Source organism: Lactobacillus sp. W8093 (genome assembly GCF_016100925.1).
Lineage (GTDB): Bacteria > Bacillota > Bacilli > Lactobacillales > Lactobacillaceae > Lactobacillus > Lactobacillus helsingborgensis.
Map to the genome: position 1 here is coordinate 49,961 of NZ_JACFRL010000005.1, position 26,854 is coordinate 76,814.

Sequence of the window (26,854 nt, forward strand, 5' to 3'; positions counted from 1 at the left end):
AGGAGGTCAGTCAATTGGCTATTAAAATTTATAAGCCAACCACAAATGGTCGCCGTAATATGACTACTTCTGACTTTGCGGAAATTACTAAGAGCAAGCCAGAACGTACATTACTTGAGTCACAATCACATACAGCAGGTCGTAACTCTTATGGTCATATTACCAGTAGACACCGTGGTGGTGGACATAAGCAAAAATACCGTATCATCGATTTCAAGCGTAACAAAGACAACGCAAAGGCTGTTGTTAAGGCTATCGAGTACGATCCAAATAGAACTGCTAATATTGCACTTCTTCATTATACTGATGGTATCAAAACTTATATTTTGGCACCAAAGGGTTTGAATGTTGGTGATGTAGTTGAATCTGGTGCAGATGCTGATATTAAGCCAGGTAATGCCTTACCATTAAAGAACATCCCAACTGGTACATCAATTCACAACATTGAATTAAGACCAGGAAAAGGTGGTCAGCTCGTTAGAAGTGCTGGAGCCAGTGCCCAAGTTTTAGGTAGCGACGGTAAGTACACTTTAGTTAAATTACAAAGTGGTGAAGTTCGTAAGATTTTATCAGTTTGTCGTGCAACTATCGGCGTTGTGGGTAATGAACAACATTCATTAATCCAATTAGGTAAAGCCGGTCGTAGTCGCTGGTTAGGCAGACGCCCACAATCTCGTGGTTCCGTAATGAACCCTAACGATCACCCACATGGTGGTGGTGAAGGTAAGGCTCCAGTAGGTCGTCCACAACCGATGACTCCATGGGGTAAGAAAGCTCGCGGTATTAAGACTAGAAATAGTAAGAGAGCCAGCGAGAAGTTAATTGTACGTCACCGTAAAGGCAGCAAATAGTAAAAGGAGGGTAAATTAATGAGCCGTAGTATTAAAAAAGGGCCTTTTGCTGATGCATCTTTGTTAAAGAAGGTTGATGCACAGGCTGATACAGATAAAAAGCAGGTTATTAAGACTTGGTCACGTCGTTCAACTATTTTTCCTTCCTTTGTTGGTTTGACTATAGCTGTTTACGATGGTAGAAAGCATGTTCCAGTTTATATTACCGAGGACATGGTTGGTCATAAGTTAGGTGAATTTGTTCCAACGAGAACTTTCCGTGGACACAAGACATCTGATGATAAGGCTACTTCAAAATAAAGAAAGGAGAAACACTTAAATGGCAGAACAAATTAGTTCAGCTAGGGCAGAAGCAAGAACAGTTCGCATTGCTCCCAGAAAAGCACGTTTGGTCGTTGATTTGATTCGTGGCAAAGACGTAGCTGAAGCATTGGCAATCTTGCAATTTACGCCTAGAGCTGCTTCCCCAATCGTTGAAAAAGTTTTACGCTCAGCAATTGCAAATGCAGAACACAATTACGATCTTGAAAGTGCCAATCTTTACGTATCAGAAGCATATGTAAACGAAGGAGCTACTTTGAAGAGATTTAGACCACGTGCCAAAGGTATGGCTTCTCCTATTAACAAGAGAACTAGTCACGTAGTTGTAGTAGTGTCAGAAAAGAACGATTAAGGGAGGTATATTAATGGGTCAGAAAATTAACCCAAATGGTTTTCGTCTCGGCGTGATTCGTGACTGGGAATCAAAATGGTATGCTGACAGAGGATACAAAGAAACCTTAAATGAAGATCTGCGCATCAGAAAATTCATCGATAAGAAATTGAAGAATGCCTCTGTTTCTACTGTTGAAATTGAACGTGCAGCCAATAGAATCAACGTATCAATCAATACTTCTAAACCAGGTATGGTAATTGGTAAAGGTGGTTCTGAAGTTGAAGCATTAAGAAAAGAATTAAATGCTTTGACTAAGAAGCAAGTACACGTTAATATTGTTGAAATCAAAAAGCCAGATCTTGATGCTAAATTAGTAGCCGAAAGTATTGCAAGTCAACTTGAAGCCCGTATTGCTTTTAGACGTGCTACTCGTCAAGCTACTCAAAGAACAATGCGTGCCGGTGCTAAAGGAATCAGAGTGCAAACTTCTGGTCGTTTAAACGGTGCTGACATGGCAAGAAGAGAGTGGCACACAGAAGGTCGTGTACCGCTACAAACTTTAAGAGCTGACATTGATTATGCTTGGGTAAATGCCTTCACCACTTACGGTGAAATTGGTGTTCAAGTATGGATTAACCGGGGTGAAATCTTACCTTCTAAAAGTAAGAAGCCCGAAAAAGCTGCGAAGGGAGGAAACAAATAATGCCTCTAGTACCAAAAAGGGTAAAGCACCGTCGTGAATTTCGTGGTAAAATGCGTGGCGCTGCTAAGGGTGGTAGAACCATTGCTTTTGGTGAATATGGTTTACAAGCCTTAGAGTCCCACTGGATTACTACTCAACAAATTGAAGCTGCTCGTGTTGCGATGACTCGTTACATGAAGCGTGGTGGTAAAGTTTGGATTAGAATTTTCCCTCAAAAGTCATACACTGCTAAAGGTGTTGGTGTACGTATGGGTTCTGGTAAAGGTGCACCTGCAGGCTGGGTAGCTGTAGTCAAGAGAGAAAAGATTATGTTTGAAATCGGTGGCGTTAATGAAGCTACAGCACGTGAAGCTTTAAGATTAGCTGCAACTAAGTTACCGATTAAATGTAAGTTTGTGACTAAAAGTTCGGAAGTAGGTGGCAATTCTAATGAAGGCTAAAGATATCAGAGCATTAACCACTGATCAAATGTTAGACAAGGAAAAGCAATACAAAGAAGAGCTTTTCAACTTGCGCTTTCAACAAGCAACGGGTCAATTAGAAAATACCGCTCGCCTAGGTAAAGTCCGCAAAAATATTGCTAGAATTAAAACAATTCTCAGCGAAAAAGCATTGGAAAAAGATTAGTGGAAGGGAGTTATTAACTTGAGCGAATCAATCGAAAGAAATCATCGTCATGTATATCAAGGCCAAGTAATTTCTGATAAGAACGACAAAACTATCACTGTAGTTGTTGATACTTATAAGAATCACCCTGTTTACAAGAAGCGTATTAGATATTCAAAGAAATACTACGCACAAGATGAAAAAAATGAAGCTAAAGTTGGCGATACTGTTCGTATCATGGAAACTCGTCCATTATCTCGTACAAAACGCTTTCGTTTAGTTGAAATTGTCAAAAAATCTGTTTAATACTGCGGATTTAGTGAGGGGAGGATTATATAGTGATTCAAAATGAATCCCGTTTGAAGGTTGCTGATAACTCAGGTGCCAGAGAACTTTTAGTTATTAGAGTCTTAGGTGGATCAAGACGTAAGACTGGTAACATTGGTGATATTGTGGTTGCAACTGTCAAACAAGCAACACCAGGTGGCGTTGTCAAAAAAGGTGACGTTGTCAAAGCAGTTATTGTTAGAACAAAATCAGGCGCACGTCGTGAAGATGGTTCATACATCAAGTTTGATGAAAATGCTGGTGTAGTTATTAATGCAGATAAGAGCCCACGTGGTACTCGTATCTTTGGGCCTGTTGCACGTGAGCTACGTGAGCACGACTTTATGAAAATCGTCTCTCTTGCTCCTGAAGTCTTATAATTAAGTGAGGTGCACTGATGTTTGTTAAAACTGGTGACAAAGTAAAAGTTATTGCCGGAAAAGACAAAGGTAAAGAAGGTACTGTTCTTTCTGTTAATGTTAAGAAAAACCGTGTGGTTGTAAAGGGCGTTAATAAGATTAAGAAACACCAAAAGCCTTCACAGACTAATGCAAATGGTGGTGTAGTTGAGTCAGAGGGTTCAATTCACGCATCAAATGTTAAAGTAATTGCTAAGTCTGAAAGCAAAGCAAAAGATAAAAAAGAAGAAACTAAGAAGTAGGAGGGAGGACACATATGGCAAATTATTTAGCTCAAGAATATAAAGAAAAAATTGTTCCTGCGTTGCAAGAAAAATTTGGCTACAGCTCAGTTATGCAAGTACCAAAAATCGAAAAAATAGTATTGAACATGGGTGTCGGTGATGCCGTTTCTAATGCTAAGAACTTGGATGAAGCTGTTGAAGAATTGACTTTAATTTCAGGTCAAAAGCCTTTGGTAACTAAAGCCAAAAAGTCAATTGCCAATTTCCGCTTACGTGAAGGCATGTCTATCGGTGCTAAGGTAACACTTAGAGGAGATAGAATGTACGATTTCTTATATAAGTTAATCAGTGTTTCACTTCCTCGTGTTCGCGACTTCCGCGGTGTTTCAAGCCGTTCATTTGATGGTCGTGGTAACTACACTTTAGGTATTAAGGAACAATTGATTTTCCCAGAAATTGACTTTGATAAGGTTAATAGGACTAGGGGTTTAGATGTTGTTATCGTTACTACTGCCAACACAGATGAAGAAGCACGTGAGCTTCTAGGTCAGTTTGGTATGCCGTTTGCAAAATAATGGAGGACATTAATGGCTAAGACATCACAAAAAATTAGAAATCATCGTCCTGCTAAATTTTCTTCACGTGAATACAGTCGTTGCGAGAGATGTGGTCGTCCACGCTCTGTATACCGCAAGTTTGGCTTATGTCGTATTTGCTTGAAGGATTTAGCTCACAAGGGTCAAATCCCAGGCCTTAAAAAGGCTAGTTGGTAATACGGATAGGAGGATAGCATAAATGGTCATGACAGATCCGATTGCAGATTATTTGACTAGGATTAGAAACGCCAACATGGCAAAACATAATTCTGTTGAAATTCCTGCATCAAATATTAAAAAATCTATTTCAGAAATTTTGAAACGTGAAGGCTTCATCCGTGATTACGAAGTTACTGATGATAACAAGCAAGGCATGATTAAAATCTTTTTGAAATACGGTCCTGACGGAGAACGTGTCATTTCAGGCTTAAAGAGAATTTCTAAGCCAGGTCTTAGAAATTACGTTAGTGCTGAAAACTTACCTAAGGTATTAAATGGTTTAGGTATTGCCATCGTTTCTACTTCTGCCGGTGTGATTACCGATAAAGAAGCAAGACAAAAAGACGTTGGTGGCGAAGTTATTGCCTATGTATGGTAATTCTGACAGAAAGGAGAACAATCAATGAGCCGTATCGGTTTAAAAACAATTGAAGTCCCAGATAGTGTCACTGTTACCAAGACGGGTGACAACATCACTGTTAAAGGACCTAAAGGTGAATTAACTAGATACTTCGATCCAAAAATTACTTTTAAACAAGAAGATGGCAAGATTAACTTTTCACGTTCAAGTGAAAATGATAAAGCACTTCACGGAACTGAAAGAGCTAACTTAGCTTCAATGGTCGAAGGCGTTGTTAATGGTTATAAAAAGACTTTAAAGTTAATTGGTGTTGGTTACCGTGCAACAGCACAAGGTAACAAATTGACTTTGAATGTTGGCTATTCTCACCCAGTTGTAATGACTGCACCAGAAGGTGTTTCAGTTAAAACTACTTCAGCTACAGATATTGAAGTAGAAGGAATTTCAAAGCAAAATGTTGGTCAATTTGCTGCTGAAATTCGCGATGTACGTCCACCTGAGCCATATAAGGGTAAAGGTATTCGTTATACTGATGAATACGTACGTCGTAAGGAAGGTAAGACAGGTAAATAGTAAAAAATTTTTGAGGTGAAATTGTGATTTCAAAACCAGATAAGAACAAATTGCGCTTAAAGCGTCATAAACGTATTCGTAGCAAAATTTCTGGTACTGCTGAGCGCCCACGCTTAAGCGTTTTCCGTTCAAACAAAAACATCTACGCTCAATTAATTGATGACGTAGCGGGTGTAACGCTAGCAAGTGCCTCAACTTTAGATGATAATGTATCAAAAGATCAAACTAAAGTAGAACAAGCTCAAGCTGTTGGCAAGGCAATTGCTGAAGCAGCAAAAGCTAAGAGCATTACAAATGTTGTTTTTGATAGAAGTGGTTACCTATACCACGGCCGTATTTCAGCATTGGCAGATGCCGCTCGTGAAAACGGATTAGATTTCTAGGAAAGGAGAATAATACATGGCAAACCGCAACGATTCTCGTAATAATCGCAGAAATAAGGACGATATTGAAGATCAGTTAGTCGCAATTAATCGTGTTACTAAGGTTGTCAAGGGTGGACAAAGAATGAGATTTGCTGCCTTGGTAATTGTTGGTGACAAAAAAGGTCGTGTAGGCTTTGGTACTGGTAAAGCTCAAGAAGTTCCAGAAGCAATCCGTAAGGCTGTTGAAGCTGGTAAAAAGAACATGATCAGGGTTCCTAAGGTTGGTACTACCATTCCTCATGAGGTAATTGGTCACTATGGTTCAGGTAACATTTTAATTAAGCCTGCCCCAGCTGGTTCAGGTGTTGCTGCAGGTGGTGCCGTTCGTATCGTTATGGATATGGCTGGTATTGCTGATGTTACTTCTAAGTCACTTGGCTCAAACACTCCTATCAATGTTGTCCGTGCAACAATTGATGGATTAAAGAAGCTTAGAACAAGTGAAGATATTGAAAAGCTTCGTCACGCTGAATTGGATTAGGGAGACTGGAAAAATGACTGAATTAAAAGTTACTTTAATTAGAAGTGCTGCACACCGTCTACCTAACCAAAGAAAAGTTGTGAAAGCTCTAGGCTTAGGTAGAATTAATAGTACAACAACTCTACCAGACAATGCTGCTACTCGTGGTGCATTAATGAAAATTGCCCACTTGATTTCAGTTGAAGAGATAAATAAATAGTTAATTGAGGAGGTGCCAAATTAATGAAGCTTCATGAATTACATGCTGCTGAAGGTTCACGCAATGCTAGAAAACGTGTTGGTCGTGGTACTTCAAGTGGTTTTGGAAAAACTTCTGGCCGTGGACAAAAGGGACAATTGTCACGTCAAGGCGGTCATACCCGTTTAGGTTTTGAAGGTGGTCAGATGCCATTATTCAGAACTATGCCTAAACGTGGTTTTAAGAACGTTAACCGCAAAGAGTATGCAATCATTAACTTAGACGACTTAAACAAGTTTGAGAATAACAGCGATGTTACTGTTGCTAGTCTCAAAGAAAAAGGTTTGGTAAAGAAAGAATTATCAGGCGTTAAATTGCTTGCAAAAGGCGAGTTAAAAGTTAAGTTAAACGTAAAGATTAACAAAGTTTCCGCCGCTGCGAAGAAAGCAGTTGAAGCTGCAGGCGGATCTGTTGAGGTGATCTAATGTTTTCGACCTTGAAGAACGCCTTTAAGGATAAAGAAATTAGAAATAAAATTTATTTCACTCTCTTTATTCTTTTGATATACCGAATTGGAGCTAATATTACTGTTCCAGGTGTCAACGCAAAAGCGATTACTCAAGTTGCACAAACCGGTCTAGTGCCAATGCTGGATACTGTGTCTGGTGGTGGACTAGATAATTATTCAATTTTCTCTTTGGGTGTTTCACCTTACATTACTGCGCAAATTGTTATTCAACTTTTGCAGATGGATATTGTTCCAACATTAGTAGAGTGGGGCAAACAAGGTGAAGTAGGACGTCGTAAGACTAATAACGTAACTCGTTGGCTTGCCCTGTTTGTGGCATTCATTCAGAGTATCGGAATTACGCTTGGCTTCAATGCTTTAACGCAAATGGGCTTAGTTAAGTCTCAAACCTGGCAGTCTTATTGTGAAATTGCAATAATTATGACTGCTGGAACGATGCTTCTAACTTGGCTTGGTGATGAAATTACTGATAAGGGCCTAGGTAACGGTGTTTCAGTAATTATCTTTGCTGGTATTATTGCACGTCTTCCTCGCGGCCTCTGGCAGCTATATAAGGACAGCGTAATCAATAATAATGCTAGTGATCGTTGGCAAGGGATTTTGTTCTTCATCGCGATTATCATTGCAATACTCATCGTAACCCAGTTAGTTACCTGGGTAGAACAGGCAGATCGCCGAATTCCAATACAATATACAAGAAGAGCAACAATAAGTGGCTCCGAAAGCTTTTTGCCGTTAAAAGTTAATGTTTCTGGTGTTATTCCAGTTATTTTTGCTAGTTCATTTATCATTACACCAGCGACTATTTTAATGGCCTTTCAAAGATCTCAAGGTGACCAGCAATGGTACAAGGTAATGACTAATATCTTTAGTATGCAAACTACACCTGGAGTCATAATTTATACTGTTTTAATCATTTTGTTTACGTTCTTTTATGCTTTTGTTCAAGTTAATCCTGAGAAGCTGTCAAAGAATTTACAAAAACAAGGTGCTTATATTCCAAGTGTTTGGCCGGGTAAAGATACACAAGACTATGTATCTAAAGTGTTGATTAGATTATCAACTGTTGGATCCGTATTTTTAGGTCTTGTTGCGTTATTGCCACAGTTAGCTACTAATTTTTGGGATTTGCCAAGTTCGATTGGTTTAGGCGGTACTAGCCTTCTAATTGTAATTGGGGTTGTCTTAGAATTATCTCGTCAAATTAACGGATTGTTAATGAAGAGAGAATACGTTGGATTCATCAGATAGGAACAGATAAATGATTAATATATTTCTTTTAGGCTTGCCAGGTGCTGGCAAGGGAACAGTATCAGAACAGATCGTAGATAAATATCATCTAACTCATATTTCAACTGGGGATATGTTTAGAGATGCAATGGCTAATGAGACTAAAGTTGGTCTTGAAGCTAAAAGCTACATTGATAAGGGTGATCTGGTACCGGATGAAGTTACAGCTAAGTTGGTTGAGGAGCGTTTGGGCCAACCTGATATTAAAGAAGGTTACATTTTAGACGGTTTTCCGCGGACACTAGTTCAAGCGGAACTGCTAGAAGGTATTACCGAACGTTTGAATAAGCCCTTAACAAATGTCATCTCACTTGAAGTTAAAGAAGAAACTTTAGTAAAACGCTTGTCAGCGCGCTTTATGTGCAGAAAATGTGGGGCCACTTACAATAAGATTACCAAGATGCCTAAAGTTAAGGATACTTGTGATCGTTGTGGTGGTCACGACTTCTATCAACGTGAGGATGACAAGCCTGAAGTAGTTAAAAATCGTTTAGAAGTTAACGAAAAAATGAATGCACCGCTGAAAGACTATTATCAAAATAAGAGTTTACTAACTGTAGTTGATGGTGAACGAACTCCTGAAGAAGTCTTCAAGAGTGTTGATGCGGTTTTAAGTAAAAAGCAATAATTTGTATATTTACTTTTCCGTGTTATAATTTCAAAGTATGACTGTTTAAATGCGGAGGAACGGCTTTGGCAAAAGATGATGTCATTGAAGTAAAAGGTAAGGTAGTTGATACCCTGCCTAATGCTATGTTTAAAGTTGAATTGGAAAATGGAGCTGTGATTTTAGCACATGTTTCCGGTAAGATTAGGATGCACTATATTCGAATTTTGCCTGGAGACCGTGTTACTGTGGAACTTTCTCCTTATGATTTAACTAAAGGTAGAATAACTTATCGGTTTATAAAGTAATAACGGAGGGAAACATGAAGGTTAGACCATCTGTTAAACCAATGTGTGAACATTGTAAAATTATTAAAAGACATGGTCGTGTAATGGTTATTTGTTCTGCAAATCCAAAGCACAAGCAACGTCAAGGTTAAAATAAATAGGAGGTGCAATTTATGGCACGTATTGCTGGTGTTGACTTACCAAGAGATAAAAGAATAGTTGTTGCATTAACCTATATTTATGGTATTGGTGAACCAACAGCACAAAAGATTTGTGCGGATGCAGGTGTTTCTGAAGACATACGTTCAAAAGATTTGACTCCAGATGACCAAGAAAAGCTCCGTGCGGAAGTAGACAAGTACCGTGTTGAAGGTGACTTACGTAGAGAAGTCAGCATGAACATTAAACGGTTAATTGATATTGGTTCTTACCGTGGTATTCGTCACCGTCGCGGACTCCCAGTTCGTGGTCAAAATACCAAGAATAATGCCCGTACTCGTAAGGGTAGTAAGAAAAATAAATAAAATTTAAGGAGGTTTATTGATGCCTAAAACAGCACGTAAACGCCGTGTGAAGAAGCATGTTGAAAAAGGCGTTGCTCATATTCATTCTACGTTTAACAATACTTTAGTCATGATTACTGACGTTCAAGGCAATGCAATTGCTTGGTCTTCAGCCGGTGCATTAGGCTTTAAAGGTAGTCGTAAGTCTACACCATTTGCAGCGCAAATGGCAGCTGAGGCAGCAGCTAAGAGTGCAATGGATCAAGGTATGAAACATATTGAAGTTTCTGTCAAGGGTCCTGGTGCTGGCCGTGAATCTGCTATTAGATCGCTTCAAGCGACTGGGCTTGAAATCACAGCTATTCGTGATGTTACCCCAGTTCCTCACAATGGTTCTAGACCACCAAAACGTCGTCGTGTTTAATTTTGTTCTTAATGAAGGACATTGCGTTTTGAAAGGGGCCTAGTAATGATTGAATTTGAAAAACCAAATATTACCGTTGTGGACCAAGAGAAGTCATATGGTAAATTTGTTATTGAACCACTTGAACGAGGCTTTGGTACTACTTTAGGTAACTCATTACGTAGAGTTTTACTGACATCTATCCCAGGTACAGGACTTGTTTACGTTCAAATAGATGATGTCTTACACGAATTCTCAACCGTTCCAGGCGTAAGAGAAGATGTCGCTAAGATAATCCTGAACCTTAAGAAACTTGAATTAAAGTCTTTTTCAGATGAACAAAAAATTATTGAAATAGACGTTGAGGGTCCGGCTACTGTAACCGCTGATGATCTTAAAGCTGACGCAGATATTCAAATCCTGAATCCTGACCAATATATTTGTACTATTGCTGAAGGTGGGCACTTGCACATGCAAATTGCCGTTAAAAATGGTCGCGGCTATGTTGCAGCAAGTGACAATAAGAGTGAAGATATGCCAATTGGTGTCATTCCTGTTGATTCTTTATTTTCACCAATAGATAAAGTAAATTACCAAGTTGAATCTACTCGTGTTGGTAAAAGAGACGATTTTGATAAGCTCACTTTAGAGATTTGGACAGATGGTTCAATCAAGCCTAACGATGCCCTTAGTTTCGCAGCTAAAATTTTAGTTGCACACTTTAAAGTGTTTGAAACTGCTGATGCAAATACTAAGTTCAATGATGTGATGGTTGAAAAAGAGGATGACACAGCTGAAAAGAAGCTCGAAATGACAATTGAAGAGCTTGATCTTTCTGTTCGTTCTTATAACTGTCTTAAACGAGCTGGCATTAATACTCTGCAGGAATTAACTGATAAGACAGAAGCAGATATGATGCGTGTACGCAATTTAGGACGTAAATCATTGGAAGAAGTTAAAAACAAATTAGCTGACTTGGGATTATCACTTCGTCAAGAAGATTAATTAAAACAATAAAGGAGGTAAACTGATGGCATACCGTAAATTGGGTCGCGATAGCGCACATAGAAAAGCAATGCTCAGAGAAATGACTACTCAATTAATCATGAAGGAACGCATTACTACAACTGAAGCTCGTGCTAAAGAAGTTCGTAAAACCGCCGAAAAGATGATTACTTTAGGCAAACGCGGTGATTTAGCTGCTAGAAGACAAGCTGCAGCTTTTGTTCGTGATGAAGTTGCAGATATTCATGAAGAAAAAGATGCAGTTGTTGTAAAATCTGCATTACAAAAGCTTTTTAGCGACGTTGCACCTCGTTATAAAGACCGTAATGGTGGTTACACCAGAATTATGAAGCTTGCTACCGCCCGTAAAGGTGATGGAGCTCCAATGGTTATTTTAGAATTAGTTTAATTCAAATAATCAAACTTAATAGCTATTAAGAATTATCCGTGAGAGTGAGAATAAGCGTTAAGATGATGACGAAAGTTTAGTCTAGCTTAGATAATGTCGATTATCCCTCCTCATGGGTGATTTTTTTTGCTTTGAGAACTTTTTATCTGTTTGGACAAAAATCTGATTTTTAAAGTATATAAATACCTAATTTTTAGATCTGGCATGAATTATTATGATACGCAAAATTTTCAGATAATAGTAAAATTGGTACTATCTATGTTGAAAAGACTAATAACGAACAAATTAGTTACTGTTATTATGGCGGATAATGTTGCAGAATATAATTCATAAAACGTTCTTTAAATTTTTTGGAAATTGACTAGCAACTAAACGTAAAATAGCTTATCAGTTCTTGATAGACATTTTGATATGCTAAATTAAACGGCATAACGTTAACGATCGGTGTTCAGAATTTTGGAAATTTTTGGTACAATTGAGTCAGACTTTTTAGGATGGTGAGAAAATGGCAACTGATAGCATTATTAAAATTAAAAATGTGAGCTTTTCATATCCAGAGTCTGATAAGCCCGCTATCGACAACATTAGTTTTGAAGTAGAGCGGGGTTCATGGACTTCAATTATCGGTCATAATGGTAGTGGAAAATCTACAATAATTCGCCTAATTAATGGCTTATTGGTACCAGATGAAAAAGAAAATTCATTAATTGAAGTAGACGGCATTAAACTGAATGACGATACAGTTTGGGATATACGTGATAAAGTTGGAGTTGTGTTTCAAAACCCAGATAATCAATTTGTAGGAGCTACAGTCGCTGATGATGTAGCATTTGGACTTGAAAATCGTGGTGTGCCCCATGAGCAAATGGTTAAAACTGTTGCTGAAGCTATCAAAGCAGTGGGTATGAGCGAATATGCCAATTCTGAACCAGCCAATCTATCTGGCGGGCAGAAGCAAAGAGTCGCAATTGCCGGAATTCTTGCTATTAGGCCCAAAATAATTGTATTAGATGAAGCAACTTCAATGCTTGATCCAGAAGGTAGAGATAAAATATTAAAAATTGTGCGGCAAATGAAGGACGAGTATAATTTAACCGTTATTTCTATTACTCACGATATTGATGAAGCTAATATGGCTGACCAGGTTTTGGTAATGAATGACGGTAAATTGATAACAGAGGGAAGTACAAAAACCGTTTTTAGTCAAGTTGAACTTCTTAAAAAGTTAGGTCTAGATGTGCCATTTTTTGAGCAAATAAAAGCTAAGTTGCTAAATGATTCTATGAAAATCCCTGCTAGTGTAGATTCAGAAAAAGAGTTGATTAATTTCCTATGCCAATTAAATTCGAAAATGTAAGTTATACCTATTCTCCTGATACACCTCTTGCCAAAAAAGGTTTAGATAAAGTCAATTTTGAACTAAAAGATGGCACTTTTAATGCAATTATCGGTCATACTGGTAGTGGGAAATCAACTTTGATGCAACATTTTAATGCTCTCCTTAAACCAACAAATGGTCAAATTGAGATAGCGGGAATGACTATTACTGCTGATACTCCCAATAAAAATCTCAAAAATTTAAGGCGGCACGTAAGCTTAGTTTTTCAGTTTCCCGAAATGCAATTGTTTGAAAACACAGTACTGGAAGATATTGCCTTTGGTCCTAAAAATTTTGGTTATGATAAAGAAAAGGCCCTGACCAGTGCTAAGTATTGGTTGAAAAAAGTTGGTTTACCCGAGGAAATAGGCGGCAGGTCACCGTTTGAACTCTCTGGCGGTCAAATGAGACGTGTAGCAATTGCAGGAGTTATGGCCTATGAGCCAGATATTTTGTGTTTAGATGAACCGGCAGCTGGGCTTGATCCACTTGCTCGTAAACAAATGATGGCCCTTTTTTCCGAATATCAAAAGGAAGGTCACACTGTAATATTAGTTACACATAATATGGACGATGTAGCTGATTATGCTGACAATGTTCTAGTAATGGAACACGGCAAGTTGATTAAAGAAGACAGTCCAAAAGAAATTTTCAAAGATCGCAAGTGGTTGCAGGAGCATCATTTAGAAGAACCAAAGTCTTCTTTGTTTGCTGCTAAACTAACCAATTACAAATTTAAAAAATTACCATTAACTATTGATGAATTAATTACCGGAATTGAAAAAAACTTGAAGAGGTGAGTATGTGAGTAAAATTTTAATCGGTCGTTATGTGGCTGGCGATTCAATAATTTACCGAATGGACCCGCGGGGGAAATTACTTGCAACTATTCTTTTTATTTTATTTGTCTTTCTGGCTAATAATCCTGTTTCCTATGTAATTGTCACTATTTTTAGTTTTGTTGCAATTGCTGCGACTAAATTAAAGCCCAAGATTTTTTGGGATGGGGTCAAACCACTAATTTGGTTAATTTTATTTACCTCTTTTTTGCAGCTGTTTTTCACGGTTGGTGGAACAGTATATTGGCAGTGGACGATATTTGCTTTGTCAAGTTATGGTATTACTAATGCGGTGTTTATATTTATCCGTTTTACAGTAATAATCTTAATTTCAACTGTGATGACAGTGACAACTAAGCCACTTGAAATTGCTGATGCTATAGAATGGTTGCTAAAGCCACTGAAGATAGTTCGTGTACCAGTTGATAAGATCGCATTAGTAATGTCAATTGCCTTACGATTTGTTCCTACTTTATTTGATGAAACGCTTAAAATTATGAATGCTCAACGTTCTCGGGGAGCCGATTTTAACAATGGGGGATTAATCACCAGAGCAAAGGCAATTACGCCACTGCTTGTTCCCTTATTTATCAATTCATTAGAAACCGCGATAGATTTGTCAACAGCAATGGAATCACGTGGTTATCGTGGGGATCAAGGTAGAACAAAATATAGAGTATTACGTTGGTCATATCTCGATCTAATTAACTTAGCCTATTTTATTTTATTATTGATACTTCTTTTAGTATTCAGGACGCATTAATGACAACAAGATATAAAATGACAATTGCTTATGATGGTCATCTATTTCACGGCTTTCAGTCCCAACCCCATCAAAGAACAGTACAAGGTACCGTTGAAGCTGCACTAAAAAAGATGACAAAAGGTAAAAACATTATTGTTGAAGGTTCAGGACGGACCGATGCAGGTGTTCATGCCTTAGGACAAGTCATTCACTTTGACTATCCTGATAAAGAAATTCCACCTGCAAGAATGATATGTGCTTTAAATTCAATGATGCCGTTAGACATAGTTTTTAAAGAATGTGAGATCGTTAACAGCGATTTTCATGTGCGCTACAGTGCAAAAGGTAAATGGTATCGTTATTATGTTAGTTTGGATCGTTTTGTTGATCCATTTAAACGCTTTTATACGGGACATTATCCTTATCCAGTTGATGTTGACGAAATGAAAGTGGCAGCCCGTGATTTATTAGGTACACATGATTTTACTAGCTTTGCTGCAAGTGGCGGACAAATAAAGAATAAAGTACGTACTATGTATTACGTAAACGTTGCTAAAAATGAGCAATCTAATGAGATTGTTTTTGACTTTATTTGCTCAGGATTTTTATATAATATGGTTCGTATTTTAGTGGCAACGCTACTAGAAATTGGTAGAGGCAAACGCCCTGTAGATGATATTCCCCGGGTAATAATGACTAAAGATCGTGAGCAGGTAAGAGAGACAGCACAGGCAAGTGGCTTATTTTTATACCATGTTTTTTATGAAGATGTGCCGGAAAAATATCGTCTTGACAGGGAATAATATTGACTTTTGAGTTAAAAAGACTTATTATATTAAAGTATGTTTGTCCACGATAGGCCCCGGAATCTTATTGTATTCAAACAACGTAAAAACGGAGGAAATAAAATTGCGTACTACACAATTAGCAAAACCTAATGAAATTGAACGTAAGTGGTATGTTATTGACGCGACAGACGTATCTCTAGGTCGTTTGTCCACAGCAGTAGCAACTATCTTAAGAGGTAAGAACAAGCCTCAATATACACCAAATGTTGACACCGGCGACAACGTTATCGTAATTAACGCTGCTAAGCTTAAGTTAACTGGTAAGAAGGCTACTGACAAGATATACTACCATCACTCTGATTACCGTGGTGGCATCAAGGCCACTCCTGCTGGAGACTTGCTGGCTAATAATCCAGTTAGATTAGTTGAATTGTCAGTTAAAGGTATGCTTCCTAAAAACACTCTTGGTCATCAAGAATTCATGAAGATGCATGTTTATGCAGATGCTGATCATAAGCACGAAGCACAAAAACCTGAAGAATTAGACATTAATAAATTAATCTAGGAGGTTAAATAATGGCACAACAAGTTGCATATGCAGGTACCGGTCGGCGCAAGAATTCAGTTGCTCGTGTTCGTTTAGTACCAGGTAGCGGTAAGATTACTGCTAATAACAAAGATATTGATCAATACATTCCTTTTCCTAACTTAGTTAAGGATTTGAAACAACCATTAACTTTGACTGAAACTGAAAATCAATACGATGTTAAGGTTAACGTTAATGGTGGTGGCTTCTCAGGTCAAGCTGGAGCAATTCGTTTAGGAATTGCACGTGCTCTTCTTGAAGTAGATCCTGATTTCCGTGGACCACTAAAGAAGGCTGGTTTCTTGACACGTGACCCAAGAATGGTTGAACGTAAGAAACCAGGTCTTAAGAAAGCTCGTAAAGCTTCACAATTTAGTAAGCGTTAATCTATACTTATTACGTATAAGTTTTAATTACTAATATAAAAAAGGCATCAACTTTGTGTTGATGCCTTTTTGTTTAAGTAGGTATGAGGAATAAGTAATGTCAAAAATTGAATTAACCCGTTTTCGTATTAAAAAGGGTAAGGAAGAAAAAGCACAAGAATGGATGGATTTTCTTAATAATCATCATCAAGACACAGTCGCTACAATGGCTGGAGAAAAAATGTTTGTGGAAACAGTTTTTAAAGAAGAATGTTCTGATGGATATACATATTTTTACTGGTACTCCATACAAGGAGAAGGAGGTAAAGCGGTTGAAGAATCAGACAGTTATATTGATCAAAAGCACTTAGAATATTGGAATGAATGTATTGATAATGCTTATAGACCGGTTGATATGAAAATAATGGAAGATTTAATAGCTCCTAAAATTAATAAGATTATCCAAAGTGACTAAAGCAGAAATTAGAATAGCAAACTACTTGTATTATTTTGTCAATTTAGTGAGTCAAAAAATGAATGTCTTCAAATTATTATTATTTAAGTAGCTACTAATTTGGCAGAACGATTGGTTCACACTTATCTCTTTCATTAGTATTTAGCGTAAATTAAAACTATAGCAAAAAAACATCAGATTTTGTCTGATGTTTTTTGCCGTTTTTTGTTTTTTATTCATATCTTAAAGCAGTGATTGGATCTAGTTTTGCTGCTCGTTTGGCAGGTAATGTTCCTGCTAAAAAGGTAATTAGACAGATGAGACCAATAATTAGTAAGCTGCTTGACCAGTTGAATTGAATTAAAGTAAAACCGTCCAGTCCTTTTAAGAATGACTTAGCAGCAAAATTGTTTAAGGCCTTACCTAAGCCCATTGCCAGTAGTAATCCCAATGAAGAACCAAACAAACCAATTAAAATTGCTTCACAGCTGAATATAGAAAATACTTTACCCTTGCTGAGTCCTAATGCCTTCATAAGACCAATTTCTTTTGTACGATCTCTCACTGACATGTACAGAGTATTGATTACTCCAAAGCTGGCAGCTACCAATGCGATGGCGCCAAAAACTATTAAAACCCCAGTGACTGCGTTGAATGTTAAAAAAAGTTCATTCACGGCTTCCTTAAGAGTCATACCGGAATATCCTTTTTTAGTCAAATTGTCCTCAACTTGCTTAATGCTGCTGGCACTCTTGTTAACAGGAGTAGCAATGACACTAACATATTTATCTTTTAATGCTTGCGGAAGACCTTTTTGGTTGGCTGCAACTATTTTTCGTCCTAAGTCATTACTGTAAATGGCAAAACCTTTTGATACTATACTATCATTTCTAACTCCGACAACAGTAGCAGATATTTTTGTTTTTTTCTTAGTCACGGGTGATTTTGTCACTAAAGTTACTTTTTTACCTAGAGCATCTTGTGCATTTTTGAAGCCATAAGATTTAACCATTGGTTTAGTGATTAAAATCTGGGACTTTTTCCCACTAGTTGCAACTTGGTGACCAGCTTTCAAATCATAATTGATCCCTTCCGTTATTTGCGCAATTATAAGATATTTAGTTTTATTAGGGCCTTGAACATAGTCAACATCACAGTCCTTTAACGCTTTAAAATCTTTTAAGCCTTTAACTGATTTGATTTTTTTAATGTCGTTTTTGTCCATCATACCATCAGCGTTTTGACTGCTCTTCTTGGTATTATATTTTTGAGGCTCATTCGTATCTTGACTGGAACTCTCAGGCAAAATAGACATTTGCTCAGTTTTACCAATATTGCCGACCTGCTTTTTCAAATAATCATTAACACCATTATTAATACCCATAGTAATGGCAATAGTTAAGGAGCCAATGAAAACAGCAATAATGGTTAGGAGTGTTCTCCCCTTATTGTGCCATAAGTTTGTAGCCGCTGAGTTAAGAATATCATGGAATCTCATTGCTGTGTTCCTCCTACTACTTGACCATCTTTAATCTGAATCTGGTGTTCACACTTTTTTGCTAAATCAGGATCGTGAGTAACAATTATTAAAGTGATATTTTTTTCTTGATGTAGTTTAAATAAAATATTTTCAATATTTTCGCTAGTAGCTGAATCCAAGTTTCCTGTGGGCTCATCTGCAAAAATGATTTGGGGATCATTGACTAAGGCACGCGCAATACAGACCCGTTGCTTTTGTCCTCCTGATAAAGCACTGGCTTTATTTTTGACTTTGCTTTCTAAGCCAACTGCCTTGATGGCTGCCAGAGCTTTTGCACGGCGTTCTCTACATGTGATGCCAGCTATTTTTAGAGGAAGCATCACATTTTCTAATACACTATCTTGAGCGTTTAAGAAAAACTGCTGGAAAACAAAGCCAAATGTCTGATTTCGCAGCTTATATAATGCTTTATTTTTAATTTTACTTGTGGGTTCATTATTTAGAAAAACGTCACCGCTAGTAGGGTGGTCAAGGAGAGCCAGGATGTGCATCAAAGTAGACTTACCCGACCCACTTTTGCCAATGATAGCAACTGAATCTCCCCGATTAATTTGTAAATTAATTCCACGTAAGGCGTCAAACTTAGTTGCGCCTTTGCCATAGGTGCGAGTTACCTCACGAGTTTTAAGTAAACTCATAGATTTTCCTTCTTTCATGTATTACTGTAATACATATATAATACACCATGATTAAAAAAAGGCAAATATTTTTTCAGACTAGGCAAACCAAGATTCCAAAATTGTCAATTTTGGTTTTTTAAAGTTAATTTGTGTAAGTGCACCATAAGGTAGAGCAGTCCTTGGATAAGCGTGTCCAATATTTACATTATATAAAATTGGTGTATTAAATTTAGCAGTCTCTTCCAACAAGATTTGTTTGTATTCTGCAAAGTGCTTTTTATCTTGTGGTTTGCCTACTAAAATTGCTCGAACATTTGCTAAAATACCAACTTCTTCTAACTTAACTACTTCTTGACGAAAGAGTTCAGGCGTCGGTTTTTCTTCACATGTTTCTATAAAAAGTATTTTATCTTTGGCTTCTTCTGGCGTCAGAATAAGCTGGTACCGGTTAATAATTGATGGTTCATCTGGATAACGATTGGGGACTAAGTCATCATAAAGGCTATCGATGCAGCCGCCCCATAGTCTACCTTGAACTTTTCCCTGGCCACGTAAAACTTCATAACCTGTGTCTTTATGGCTTATTCTTTCCTTACCAACTTGCTTAATTGAGAAATCAGTTCTTTCTTCATACCAATTTTCACTTGCTGGAATCAGAGTGACAGGTGGATTTTCAAAGTAATGTACTATAGTTTTTTTAGTATAGGGCAAAAGTTCATTAGCCAGTTCTGCAAAATCTGTTAAAAAGCTCGGTCCATAAAATGTTTGCAATCCCATTTTGTAAAACATTAGATGATTATTTGTAGTATCAGAAAAGCCACTAAATAACTTGGGATGTTCACGGACAGCTGCTTTAAATTTCTGATCTGTCATTAAATAGGGCAAAGTCCTGTAGGTGTCGTCTCCACCAATTGCAGCAAAAATACCTTTAATTTCTGGATCTAGAAAAGCTGCTTTTAAATCAGCGGCACGTTCAGCTGGATGACTTTTAACATAAGTAGTACCGGAAAGGGCATGTTGCATAAATACGGGATTTAGGCCAAGTTGTTTCATGTGCTTAACTCCTTGTTTAAGTTCATGGGAAGCAAAACTCTCACCTAGAGTACCAGCTGATAAACTGACGATTGCTACTTTATCACCTACATGTAATTGCTTGGGTTTTATTAGCATAGATTGCTCATCTTCTTTCGTAATGAACTTCAATTTTATTAATAATACAATAAAAATTTACTCTTAAAAACCTTTTTAACGAGACTAAAAAGATTAAAGAGAAGTATGACAATCTAAATGAATATAATTTAAATTAAAAACTTGTGATAATGACTTGAAAGCTCCTTAATTAAGCTCTACAATATTATATATAATATAATATGGAAGGAAATAATTATGGCAATAGTAATTCCCAATCGTCTATTAGATGGCATCATTTTATCTTTTATCAAAAGAAGTAATCTCTATAGCCGTGTTATTACAGAGCAAGCTAAAGCGGCCTTTGGTATTTCCGAGCCTACGATCTATCCAGTTCTCAAGAGATTAAGAAACAACAGATTTTTATCAGTTTATTCAAGGCCTTTTCAAGGAAGAACTAGAAATTATTATCAGATTACATCCTCTGGTAAGTCAGAATTAAAAGTAATAAAAAAAGAATGGCAAATTTTCAGCACTAAAATGAATCAAGTTATGGGAGAAGAAAATGAACAGAATAATTGATAATTATATTTTGCAATTAAAACAATATCTGATTGATCTGCCTAATTCAGATTTAAAAGACGTTGTGCAATTTTATCAAGAATTTTTACTTGATGGCAATTACCACAATGAAGCAGACATAATTACTGAGCTAGGAACGCCTAAACAATTAGCTCGAAAAATCATGGCAGACTATTCTGTTTCGGTCCCTGAAAAAGAAGAAACACAAAAAACATCTTCCAAGTCTAGTTTAAAAACTATTTGGGTTATTTTATTAGGAGTTCTGGCAGCGCCAATCGGCATACCACTAGCTTTGGCGGCAGTAGTAGTGATGGTAGCTGTATTGATCGCTTTAGCGGCAGTCTTTATTGCTCTTGCTATCGTTATTACGTCTCTATTTGTCTCTGGTGTTTTTATATTGGTTAGGTCGTTTGGACTGCTTTTTGGCGGCAACTGGGCATCAGGCTTTTTCTACGTCGGAGGAGGCATGGCTTTAACATGTGTCAGCTTAATGCTATTTCCAATAATTATGAAGTTTATCCGTTTCTTAACTGCAGAATGCGCTGCTTTTTTTCAACATATTGGCAGAAGAATTTTCAAGCAGCGTTACTATAAAGTTAATGCTTAGATGGTAAAGGAGGATTAAATATGAGAAAGTTTTATCGCATATGTCGATTGGCTTTAATTGTTGGTCTGGTTATGATGCTCGTTGGTTGGTCTAATAATGGTGTAAAACCAATAATCGCTAACCATAACCACTTTACCTTGAAAGCTATTGATAATACTAAGCTCACACGTACATACGTCTCAAACCACAAATTTAATAAAGTTTTTGTTCAAACTGATTCCTCAGACGTTTTTCTGCATTCAGGCAAAAAATACCAAGTTACAGTTACGGGTGTTAATCCAGACGCAGTACAAGTAAAATTAGCTAATAACCGTTTGGATATATACGAGCCCAGACCTGTTGCAATTAATTGGCGTAAAATTGGCTCCAGAATTGATGTAACTGTTCCTCAAAATGTTCACTATACTGAATTCGATAGCAACAGTGATCACGGAAATATCAGGTTAAAAGACCTGAAAGCTAAGGCATATTTTATAAGTTGTGCAGACGGTTATCTGGATATTGACAATATTGATGCCAAAAGTACAAATTTATCAGCTGGGGGCAGCCATAGATCAACACTTAATAACTCTGATCTGGGAGAGGCAATTGTTAAGATAGAAGGCGGCTGGTGCAAGCTTTTAAATTCTCGCTTCTCAATGACCCTTGATGCTTCCGACTCAGATATTAAAATTACCAATTCACAACTCAGCAATAGAAATTCTTTTACTTTACAAAGTAGTAACTTAGTTATTAAAAATGCACCTAATCTGAGTTACCAGCTCACAGCGGATGGAAAAGCAATTAGGTACAAAAATTCAAAGCCTTATGAAAACTTTATCAAAAAGAATTCGAAGAAAAATTTTCTTTTAGCTGATTCAACAGAGGGAACTATTACTATTAAATAAGATCTATCTTGGGTGCCAGCTATAATCGATAGCCCTGAAAGTTAGAAAACTTTCAGGGCTATTTTTATAGTTAAATTTTTGAAAGGAAAAATTACGATAAAAAGCTAGTTACTAATTTATTAGCTTTGATGGTTCCATCATAAAATACAGGTGACAAGCATTTATAAATGCTAGCTAATTTATCCACGAGAGCTATTAAAAATAAGATTTGCTGCCAGAATTTAAATAACAAAAAAAGTGCTTTAGCAAAAGAGAAGAAGCAATTTAAATCATATAATGAAAACATTATAAGCATAAAAATAGCCAAAAAATGTCAGTTCCTGTATACTATTATTAAGCTTTTATGGGAAAGAGGATGTTTAGTTTAGAAATTATTTTTTAAACTAAAGACAATTTTAGAAAAAAGTTGTTAATTAACAACAACTTTTAATAATCATGTAAGCAGAAAACTTCGGATAATTATCAGAGGCTTTCTGCTTTTTTAAAAAATAAAAGAAATATTGTCTTTACTGCATTAATCAAGTTTGGCTTTTTATAAAATCGGCTTAATTACGATAAATATTGCTTTTCTATTCAAACAGCTTAATTGTAAATTTAATTTAATCGAATAATGGAGGAGATAGCATGTCCCAAAAGTCAGAACTACTATTCAAAATAACCCCCAAGTCCGGTTTAACTGATGCTGAGGTAGAACAAAAGCGTGTTGAGTTTGGCATTAACGAGCTGCTGGAACAGCGGCCGGTACCGTTATATAGAAAAATATGGCATCACCTCAAGGACATTTCATCGTTAGTACTATTGCTGGCAGTAGTCTTAGCAACATATATGGCTATTTTTCAAAACGGTGGCTGGACCAAGACAATTGTAATTAGCTTGATTTTAATAATTAATGTTGTAATCGGCTTGTATCAAGAGGCTTCAGCTGAAAAATCTCTAGCTGCTTTAAAAGCAATGAGTTTGCCAACAGCTAAGGGTCGACGCAATGGTCGAGATATTACTTTAGCTGCTTCCGAATTGGTGCCTGGTGATTTAATCTATCTAAATACTGGTGATCAGGTTCCGGCAGATGCGGTAATAATAGAAGAAACTAACTTAACTGTCGATGAAGCGATTTTAACTGGAGAAAGTTTAGCAGTTTCCAAAACCAACTTTAAAGCAGAAACTAATTTAACTGACGATGAGCGTATTTTTTCCGGAACTGCTGTTGTAGGTGGTAGTGCGCTAGCTCAAGTTACTGCAATCGGGATGGCAACCGAGCTTGGTAAAATTGCGAATCTTTTGAATAAAACCCAGAAACGACAAACTCCTTTGCAGGGCAAATTGGATAGTTTATCTAAATGGATGACTCTTTTTGCTGCATTAGGCGGAGTGGTAATTTTTGCTTTAAGTATGGGAATGCAAAATAAGGCTTTAGCGGATAGCCTGATGATCGGACTATCTTTAGCAGTTGCAGCCGTCCCTGAAACTTTGCCAATTATTGTGACAATCAGTCTGTCACGTGGTGTCAAAAGAATGGCTGACCGTAACGCTATTATTAGACACATTGGCGCTGTTGAAACGATTGGTAATGTTGACGTGATTGCTACTGATAAAACAGGCACCTTAACTCAAAATAAAATGACCATCACTAAGTATTGGACTCCAGAAACAGATATTAAAAAAGCGGCTGATTTACCGGAGGCTGGTCAAAATTTATTAAAGATGTTAGGTTTAGCTAATAACGCTAAAATTATGGAAAAGGACGGGTCAAAAGAAGTCGTTGGGGACGCCACTGAAATTGCGATTGTTAACTGGTTAAAAACGCATGGGAGTTCGCGCCAACAACTAGAAGAAAAAGCTCCCCGAATCGCAGAAGATCCTTTCGATTCCGCTAAAAAAATGATGACAACCGTTCATCGTTTACCTAATGGTCACTTGTTGGTGATTGCAAAAGGTGCCTTAGATCGACTGCCTTTGACGCAAAGCAAGGTAATTGAAGCTGGTCAAAAGGCTCATGATGATCTGGCTGCTGCTGCTTTACGAGTACTTGCCGTTGGCTATAAAGTATTGCCAGAAGATGCAGATCCAACCGCTTGGAAAGAAATTAATTCAAACTTAAAACTTGCGGGTCTGATTGGCTTAATTGATCCTCCGCGACCAGAGGTAGCTGCAGCAATTGCCAAGGCTAGACAAGCTGGTATTAAAACTGTAATGATTACTGGGGATCACTTAGTTACTGCCAAAGCTATAGCAGAAGAAATTGGCATTTTGGACTCGGGTCAAACGGCAATAACTGGTACTGAATTGAGTGAAATGTCAGATGCTGAACTGAAACAAAGGATTCAAAATATCAGTGTCTATGCCCGGGTATCGCCGAGTGACAAAATTAGAATAGTTCAAATGTGGCAAGAGCTTAATAAAACTGTTGCTATGACAGGTGATGGTGTTAATGATGCACCAGCGTTAAAAGCCGCTGATGTTGGTATAGCGATGGGAGTCACAGGTACTGAGGTAGCAAAAGAAGCGGCAGATATGATTTTGACTGATGATAATTTTGCTACAATTATTAAAGCTGTGGCAGAAGGTAGAACAGTTTATCAAAACATTATTAAGGCCGTAGAATTCTTAATAGGTGTCAATTTCGCCCAAATTTTCCTAATGGTTATTAGCACAATTTTTGGCTGGGGCGCGCCGTTATTAGCAGAACAATTGCTAATTATCAATGTTCTTGCTGACGGAATACCAGGATTCTTTATCAGTAAAGAGCCTAGCGAACCAAATATTATGGCTCAAGATCCAATAGGTAATGACGAAAGTCTTCTTGGGCGGGGGTTAATGCAAAGAATGATTATCCGCGCAATTACTTTTACAATTTTAACTCTGGGCGTTTACGCTTACGGCAGATTTATTATTTCAGCTAACAATCCGCAAGTAGGGATGACTTTAGTCTTCTTAGTTTTAGCTCTTGGTTCAATGATTGATATTTATGCGATTAAAGATTCGCAACCAATATCTTGGCAAACTTTTAAAACGAATAAAATGCTTAATTGGGGCTTATTACTAAGTATGACACTAGTTATATCACTGACGGTTTTACCGCATCTGAGACAATTCTTGCATCTAACTTTATTGCCTATTCAAGGCTGGCTGGTTGTTCTGTTTGGAAGTTTAATACCGATTTTTATTCTAGAACTAAATAAGCGGCTGACTGGAAACTTGCAGTTAAATTTTGAAAATAGTTAAATAATATTGTTTTAATATATATTTAAAAAGCAGAGATTAACTACTATAGGTAATCTCTGTTTTTTATTTTAGCTTTATATTTTTAATTTCCGCAAATAATTAGTACAGTTTGTTTTTTGAGGTTTAAAAACTGGAACAGAACTATTTTAATCCAGCTTTATGCGCTATAGTCTTTTTTCTTTTACAACCGTTACCAAAGCTGAAAATTTTGCTAATGATCAACGGCTAGCAGTAAATCAGGTAAAAAATACTATGGCTATTCTACCTATCGTTATTGGTTGCTAAATAGATTTAGTATCTTAATATTAAAAAAGCGGTTAAAAGTAAGAAAGCTTTTAACCGTTTTTTGATGAAAAGAATAATTTAAGCTATTAAGCACTTAGATAGCTATTTACTAGTAGCAAAAGCAAGACTTTACTTGTGGTAAAATCAATTTATAAAGTGAGAAATAGCATTAAAGACATCATTAAAGTTAAGTGGAACTAACTCTAATGATCCTTCTAATAATATTGCGATAATAGATAAGCTATATAATTTTCTTTTCAATTGAGGAACCTCCATGCATGATAATAAATTTGGAAAAAAATTCAAAAATTTGCGTAAACAAAAACATATTAGTTTGGATATGGCAGCTCATGATATTACATCAAAATCATCTTTGTATTATTGGGAAAATGGGAAAGCTAATATGTCCTTTGAAAAAGTAATAGCTATGCTTGAGCGTATGCAAATTAAACCTTCAGAATTTGTTACAGATAGCTTAACTGATAATTTTGACTATAAAAAAATAGTTTCTGCATACAATGGTAATGATGACAGCGAGCTTAAAAGATTGTCACTTTTATACTTAGACGCTAGTAGGCGTAAGCCATTTGACAAAACTTTACTAATTAGAGCAGCGATAGCCTGTAGTTGTCTAAATTCAGATACAAGAATCAACTTATTTTCAAAACAAGATACAAATAGGCTGATAGAACTATTGTCTGAAACTCAAGCCTGGCATTATGCGGATATCTTTAATTTTGCAAATACCCTCTATGTTTTGCCTGGAAATCGTGTTTATGGCTTATCAAAATTAATAATAACTCAATTTAACAATAAAACTAACGATTATCAGTGGCAACATGCAGCTATAACAGCACTTACTAATGCGGCTTTTTCATTACTTTTTAATGACTTTCAAGATGCAAAAAAATTGATTGCAGAAATAAGTAATTTAAACCTAGGTAATAATTTTGCTTACGAAAAGATTCGATTAAAGTTCATCAAAGAGCTTAAGCGATACATAATAACTAAAGATGACCGAATAATAGAACAAGTATTTTTCCCTGCTCTTAAATTTTTTGAATTGGATCAACTTAGATTAGCTTTCGAAAAAACTTTTGATCAAATAAGAAAAATATATGATTACCAATAATCCAAACCATTTAAATAATACTATTATTTATGTTGTCAAAACGTT

Annotated in this window: 40 protein-coding genes; 37 read left to right on the forward strand and 3 right to left on the reverse strand. The window is 36.8% G+C overall.

The features are described from left to right. Positions 1-14: 14 nt before the first annotated feature. The 32 genes from rplB (at position 15) to H3T47_RS04595 (ending at position 16,827) form a co-directional block, all read left to right on the forward strand. Complete coding sequence (gene rplB / locus H3T47_RS04440) at positions 15-851, forward strand: 50S ribosomal protein L2 (RefSeq protein ID WP_199282682.1); 837 nt, start codon at positions 15-17, stop codon at positions 849-851. Between the two features lie 18 nt (positions 852-869). Next, positions 870-1,151, forward strand: a complete 282-nt coding sequence (gene rpsS, locus H3T47_RS04445) for a 30S ribosomal protein S19 (protein ID WP_038523755.1) — start codon at positions 870-872, stop codon at positions 1,149-1,151. Between the two features lie 19 nt (positions 1,152-1,170). After that, complete coding sequence (gene rplV / locus H3T47_RS04450) at positions 1,171-1,524, forward strand: 50S ribosomal protein L22 (RefSeq protein ID WP_038523752.1); 354 nt, start codon at positions 1,171-1,173, stop codon at positions 1,522-1,524. A gap of 13 nt (positions 1,525-1,537) precedes the next feature. Next, positions 1,538-2,209: a 30S ribosomal protein S3 gene (gene rpsC, locus H3T47_RS04455; protein WP_038523750.1), complete on the forward strand. Its 672-nt coding sequence runs from the start codon at positions 1,538-1,540 to the stop codon at positions 2,207-2,209. Continuing rightward, positions 2,209-2,649: a 50S ribosomal protein L16 gene (gene rplP, locus H3T47_RS04460; protein ID WP_038523747.1), complete on the forward strand. Its 441-nt coding sequence runs from the start codon at positions 2,209-2,211 to the stop codon at positions 2,647-2,649. Before rpsC ends, rplP begins: the two co-directional genes overlap by 1 nt. Further along, entirely contained in the window at positions 2,639-2,836 is a 198-nt protein-coding gene (gene rpmC / locus H3T47_RS04465; RefSeq protein WP_034980443.1) for a 50S ribosomal protein L29, read from the forward strand. The genes rplP and rpmC overlap by 11 nt, the downstream gene beginning before the upstream one ends. Positions 2,837-2,854: 18 nt before the next feature. Beyond that, positions 2,855-3,121: a 30S ribosomal protein S17 gene (rpsQ, locus tag H3T47_RS04470; RefSeq protein WP_038523743.1), complete on the forward strand. Its 267-nt coding sequence runs from the start codon at positions 2,855-2,857 to the stop codon at positions 3,119-3,121. Between the two features lie 32 nt (positions 3,122-3,153). Then, entirely contained in the window at positions 3,154-3,522 is a 369-nt protein-coding gene (gene rplN, locus H3T47_RS04475) for a 50S ribosomal protein L14 (protein WP_034980437.1), read from the forward strand. A gap of 17 nt (positions 3,523-3,539) precedes the next feature. Next, the gene (gene rplX / locus H3T47_RS04480; protein WP_038523740.1) at positions 3,540-3,803 is read left to right on the forward strand and encodes a 50S ribosomal protein L24; all 264 of its coding nucleotides are present in this window, start codon (positions 3,540-3,542) and stop codon (positions 3,801-3,803) included. A 14-nt stretch (positions 3,804-3,817) separates the two neighbouring features. Beyond that, positions 3,818-4,360, forward strand: a complete 543-nt coding sequence (gene rplE / locus H3T47_RS04485) for a 50S ribosomal protein L5 (protein WP_038523737.1) — start codon at positions 3,818-3,820, stop codon at positions 4,358-4,360. A 12-nt stretch (positions 4,361-4,372) separates the two neighbouring features. Further along, on the forward strand, positions 4,373-4,558 hold the full coding sequence (locus H3T47_RS04490) for a type Z 30S ribosomal protein S14 (RefSeq protein ID WP_038523734.1): 186 nt from the start codon (positions 4,373-4,375) through the stop codon (positions 4,556-4,558). Between the two features lie 22 nt (positions 4,559-4,580). Then, on the forward strand, positions 4,581-4,979 hold the full coding sequence (gene rpsH, locus H3T47_RS04495; RefSeq protein ID WP_038523731.1) for a 30S ribosomal protein S8: 399 nt from the start codon (positions 4,581-4,583) through the stop codon (positions 4,977-4,979). Between the two features lie 24 nt (positions 4,980-5,003). Beyond that, entirely contained in the window at positions 5,004-5,534 is a 531-nt protein-coding gene (gene rplF, locus H3T47_RS04500; RefSeq protein ID WP_109918670.1) for a 50S ribosomal protein L6, read from the forward strand. Positions 5,535-5,557: 23 nt separating this feature from the next. After that, positions 5,558-5,917, forward strand: coding sequence for a 50S ribosomal protein L18 (rplR, locus tag H3T47_RS04505; protein ID WP_038523724.1), 360 nt, complete (start codon positions 5,558-5,560; stop codon positions 5,915-5,917). A 16-nt stretch (positions 5,918-5,933) separates the two neighbouring features. After that, positions 5,934-6,440 carry a 30S ribosomal protein S5 gene (rpsE, locus tag H3T47_RS04510; RefSeq protein WP_199282683.1) on the forward strand — a complete coding sequence of 169 codons (507 nt, stop codon included), beginning with the start codon at positions 5,934-5,936 and terminating at the stop codon, positions 6,438-6,440. Between the two features lie 13 nt (positions 6,441-6,453). Then, positions 6,454-6,639 (forward strand): 50S ribosomal protein L30, encoded by a 186-nt coding sequence (gene rpmD, locus H3T47_RS04515; protein WP_038523718.1) that lies wholly within the window; start codon positions 6,454-6,456, stop codon positions 6,637-6,639. A gap of 23 nt (positions 6,640-6,662) precedes the next feature. Further along, positions 6,663-7,103 carry a 50S ribosomal protein L15 gene (gene rplO / locus H3T47_RS04520; protein WP_199282684.1) on the forward strand — a complete coding sequence of 147 codons (441 nt, stop codon included), beginning with the start codon at positions 6,663-6,665 and terminating at the stop codon, positions 7,101-7,103. Then, entirely contained in the window at positions 7,103-8,398 is a 1,296-nt protein-coding gene (gene secY, locus H3T47_RS04525; RefSeq protein ID WP_038523712.1) for a preprotein translocase subunit SecY, read from the forward strand. Before rplO ends, secY begins: the two co-directional genes overlap by 1 nt. Before the next feature lie 10 nt (positions 8,399-8,408). Beyond that, positions 8,409-9,065 carry an adenylate kinase gene (locus H3T47_RS04530; RefSeq protein ID WP_038523710.1) on the forward strand — a complete coding sequence of 219 codons (657 nt, stop codon included), beginning with the start codon at positions 8,409-8,411 and terminating at the stop codon, positions 9,063-9,065. A gap of 65 nt (positions 9,066-9,130) precedes the next feature. Continuing rightward, positions 9,131-9,352 (forward strand): translation initiation factor IF-1, encoded by a 222-nt coding sequence (gene infA / locus H3T47_RS04535; RefSeq protein WP_034980408.1) that lies wholly within the window; start codon positions 9,131-9,133, stop codon positions 9,350-9,352. Between the two features lie 14 nt (positions 9,353-9,366). Further along, positions 9,367-9,483: a 50S ribosomal protein L36 gene (gene rpmJ, locus H3T47_RS04540; protein ID WP_003647815.1), complete on the forward strand. Its 117-nt coding sequence runs from the start codon at positions 9,367-9,369 to the stop codon at positions 9,481-9,483. Between the two features lie 21 nt (positions 9,484-9,504). Continuing rightward, a complete protein-coding gene (rpsM, locus tag H3T47_RS04545; protein WP_034980405.1) occupies positions 9,505-9,855 on the forward strand; it encodes a 30S ribosomal protein S13 in 351 nt (116 codons plus the stop codon). 19 nt (positions 9,856-9,874) lie between these two features. Continuing rightward, a complete protein-coding gene (gene rpsK / locus H3T47_RS04550) occupies positions 9,875-10,258 on the forward strand; it encodes a 30S ribosomal protein S11 (RefSeq protein WP_038523704.1) in 384 nt (127 codons plus the stop codon). Positions 10,259-10,303: 45 nt separating this feature from the next. Next, on the forward strand, positions 10,304-11,242 hold the full coding sequence (locus tag H3T47_RS04555) for a DNA-directed RNA polymerase subunit alpha (protein ID WP_038523702.1): 939 nt from the start codon (positions 10,304-10,306) through the stop codon (positions 11,240-11,242). Positions 11,243-11,267: 25 nt separating this feature from the next. Beyond that, positions 11,268-11,651: a 50S ribosomal protein L17 gene (gene rplQ / locus H3T47_RS04560; protein WP_038523699.1), complete on the forward strand. Its 384-nt coding sequence runs from the start codon at positions 11,268-11,270 to the stop codon at positions 11,649-11,651. Positions 11,652-12,156: 505 nt separating this feature from the next. Further along, positions 12,157-13,008, forward strand: a complete 852-nt coding sequence (locus H3T47_RS04565) for an energy-coupling factor ABC transporter ATP-binding protein (RefSeq protein ID WP_038523696.1) — start codon at positions 12,157-12,159, stop codon at positions 13,006-13,008. Next, positions 12,984-13,829 (forward strand): energy-coupling factor transporter ATPase, encoded by an 846-nt coding sequence (locus H3T47_RS04570; protein WP_187159729.1) that lies wholly within the window; start codon positions 12,984-12,986, stop codon positions 13,827-13,829. The genes H3T47_RS04565 and H3T47_RS04570 overlap by 25 nt, the downstream gene beginning before the upstream one ends. Before the next feature lie 4 nt (positions 13,830-13,833). After that, positions 13,834-14,631 (forward strand): energy-coupling factor transporter transmembrane component T, encoded by a 798-nt coding sequence (locus H3T47_RS04575; protein ID WP_199282685.1) that lies wholly within the window; start codon positions 13,834-13,836, stop codon positions 14,629-14,631. Continuing rightward, positions 14,631-15,416: a tRNA pseudouridine(38-40) synthase TruA gene (truA, locus tag H3T47_RS04580; RefSeq protein ID WP_199282686.1), complete on the forward strand. Its 786-nt coding sequence runs from the start codon at positions 14,631-14,633 to the stop codon at positions 15,414-15,416. The genes H3T47_RS04575 and truA overlap by 1 nt, the downstream gene beginning before the upstream one ends. 106 nt (positions 15,417-15,522) lie before the next feature. Further along, entirely contained in the window at positions 15,523-15,966 is a 444-nt protein-coding gene (gene rplM, locus H3T47_RS04585) for a 50S ribosomal protein L13 (RefSeq protein ID WP_038523686.1), read from the forward strand. Positions 15,967-15,977: 11 nt separating this feature from the next. After that, complete coding sequence (rpsI, locus tag H3T47_RS04590; RefSeq protein ID WP_034980394.1) at positions 15,978-16,373, forward strand: 30S ribosomal protein S9; 396 nt, start codon at positions 15,978-15,980, stop codon at positions 16,371-16,373. 97 nt (positions 16,374-16,470) lie between these two features. After that, positions 16,471-16,827: a DUF6176 family protein gene (locus H3T47_RS04595; RefSeq protein WP_199282687.1), complete on the forward strand. Its 357-nt coding sequence runs from the start codon at positions 16,471-16,473 to the stop codon at positions 16,825-16,827. Positions 16,828-17,038: 211 nt separating this feature from the next. Here H3T47_RS04595 and H3T47_RS04600 read toward each other — a convergent pair whose 3' ends face one another. From H3T47_RS04600 to H3T47_RS04610, 3 genes are all read right to left on the reverse strand, one after another. Next, positions 17,039-18,304 (reverse strand): ABC transporter permease, encoded by a 1,266-nt coding sequence (locus H3T47_RS04600; RefSeq protein ID WP_199282688.1) that lies wholly within the window; start codon positions 18,302-18,304, stop codon positions 17,039-17,041. After that, positions 18,301-18,984 carry an ABC transporter ATP-binding protein gene (locus H3T47_RS04605; protein WP_199282689.1) on the reverse strand — a complete coding sequence of 228 codons (684 nt, stop codon included), beginning with the start codon at positions 18,982-18,984 and terminating at the stop codon, positions 18,301-18,303. Before H3T47_RS04605 ends, H3T47_RS04600 begins: the two co-directional genes overlap by 4 nt. Before the next feature lie 78 nt (positions 18,985-19,062). Continuing rightward, entirely contained in the window at positions 19,063-20,136 is a 1,074-nt protein-coding gene (locus tag H3T47_RS04610; RefSeq protein ID WP_199282690.1) for a S66 peptidase family protein, read from the reverse strand. A 216-nt stretch (positions 20,137-20,352) separates the two neighbouring features. On the opposite strand from H3T47_RS04610, the gene H3T47_RS04615 reads away from it, so the two are divergent. From H3T47_RS04615 to H3T47_RS04635, 5 genes are all read left to right on the forward strand, one after another. Continuing rightward, on the forward strand, positions 20,353-20,676 hold the full coding sequence (locus H3T47_RS04615; RefSeq protein ID WP_109918662.1) for a PadR family transcriptional regulator: 324 nt from the start codon (positions 20,353-20,355) through the stop codon (positions 20,674-20,676). Continuing rightward, the gene (locus H3T47_RS04620) at positions 20,660-21,283 is read left to right on the forward strand and encodes a DUF1700 domain-containing protein (RefSeq protein WP_199282691.1); all 624 of its coding nucleotides are present in this window, start codon (positions 20,660-20,662) and stop codon (positions 21,281-21,283) included. The genes H3T47_RS04615 and H3T47_RS04620 overlap by 17 nt, the downstream gene beginning before the upstream one ends. Before the next feature lie 20 nt (positions 21,284-21,303). After that, complete coding sequence (locus H3T47_RS04625) at positions 21,304-22,170, forward strand: DUF4097 family beta strand repeat-containing protein (protein ID WP_199282692.1); 867 nt, start codon at positions 21,304-21,306, stop codon at positions 22,168-22,170. Positions 22,171-22,794: 624 nt separating this feature from the next. After that, positions 22,795-25,392, forward strand: a complete 2,598-nt coding sequence (locus H3T47_RS04630; RefSeq protein ID WP_199282693.1) for a cation-translocating P-type ATPase — start codon at positions 22,795-22,797, stop codon at positions 25,390-25,392. A 559-nt stretch (positions 25,393-25,951) separates the two neighbouring features. Continuing rightward, on the forward strand, positions 25,952-26,809 hold the full coding sequence (locus tag H3T47_RS04635) for a helix-turn-helix domain-containing protein (RefSeq protein ID WP_199282694.1): 858 nt from the start codon (positions 25,952-25,954) through the stop codon (positions 26,807-26,809). The last annotated feature ends 45 nt before the right edge of the window (positions 26,810-26,854 follow it).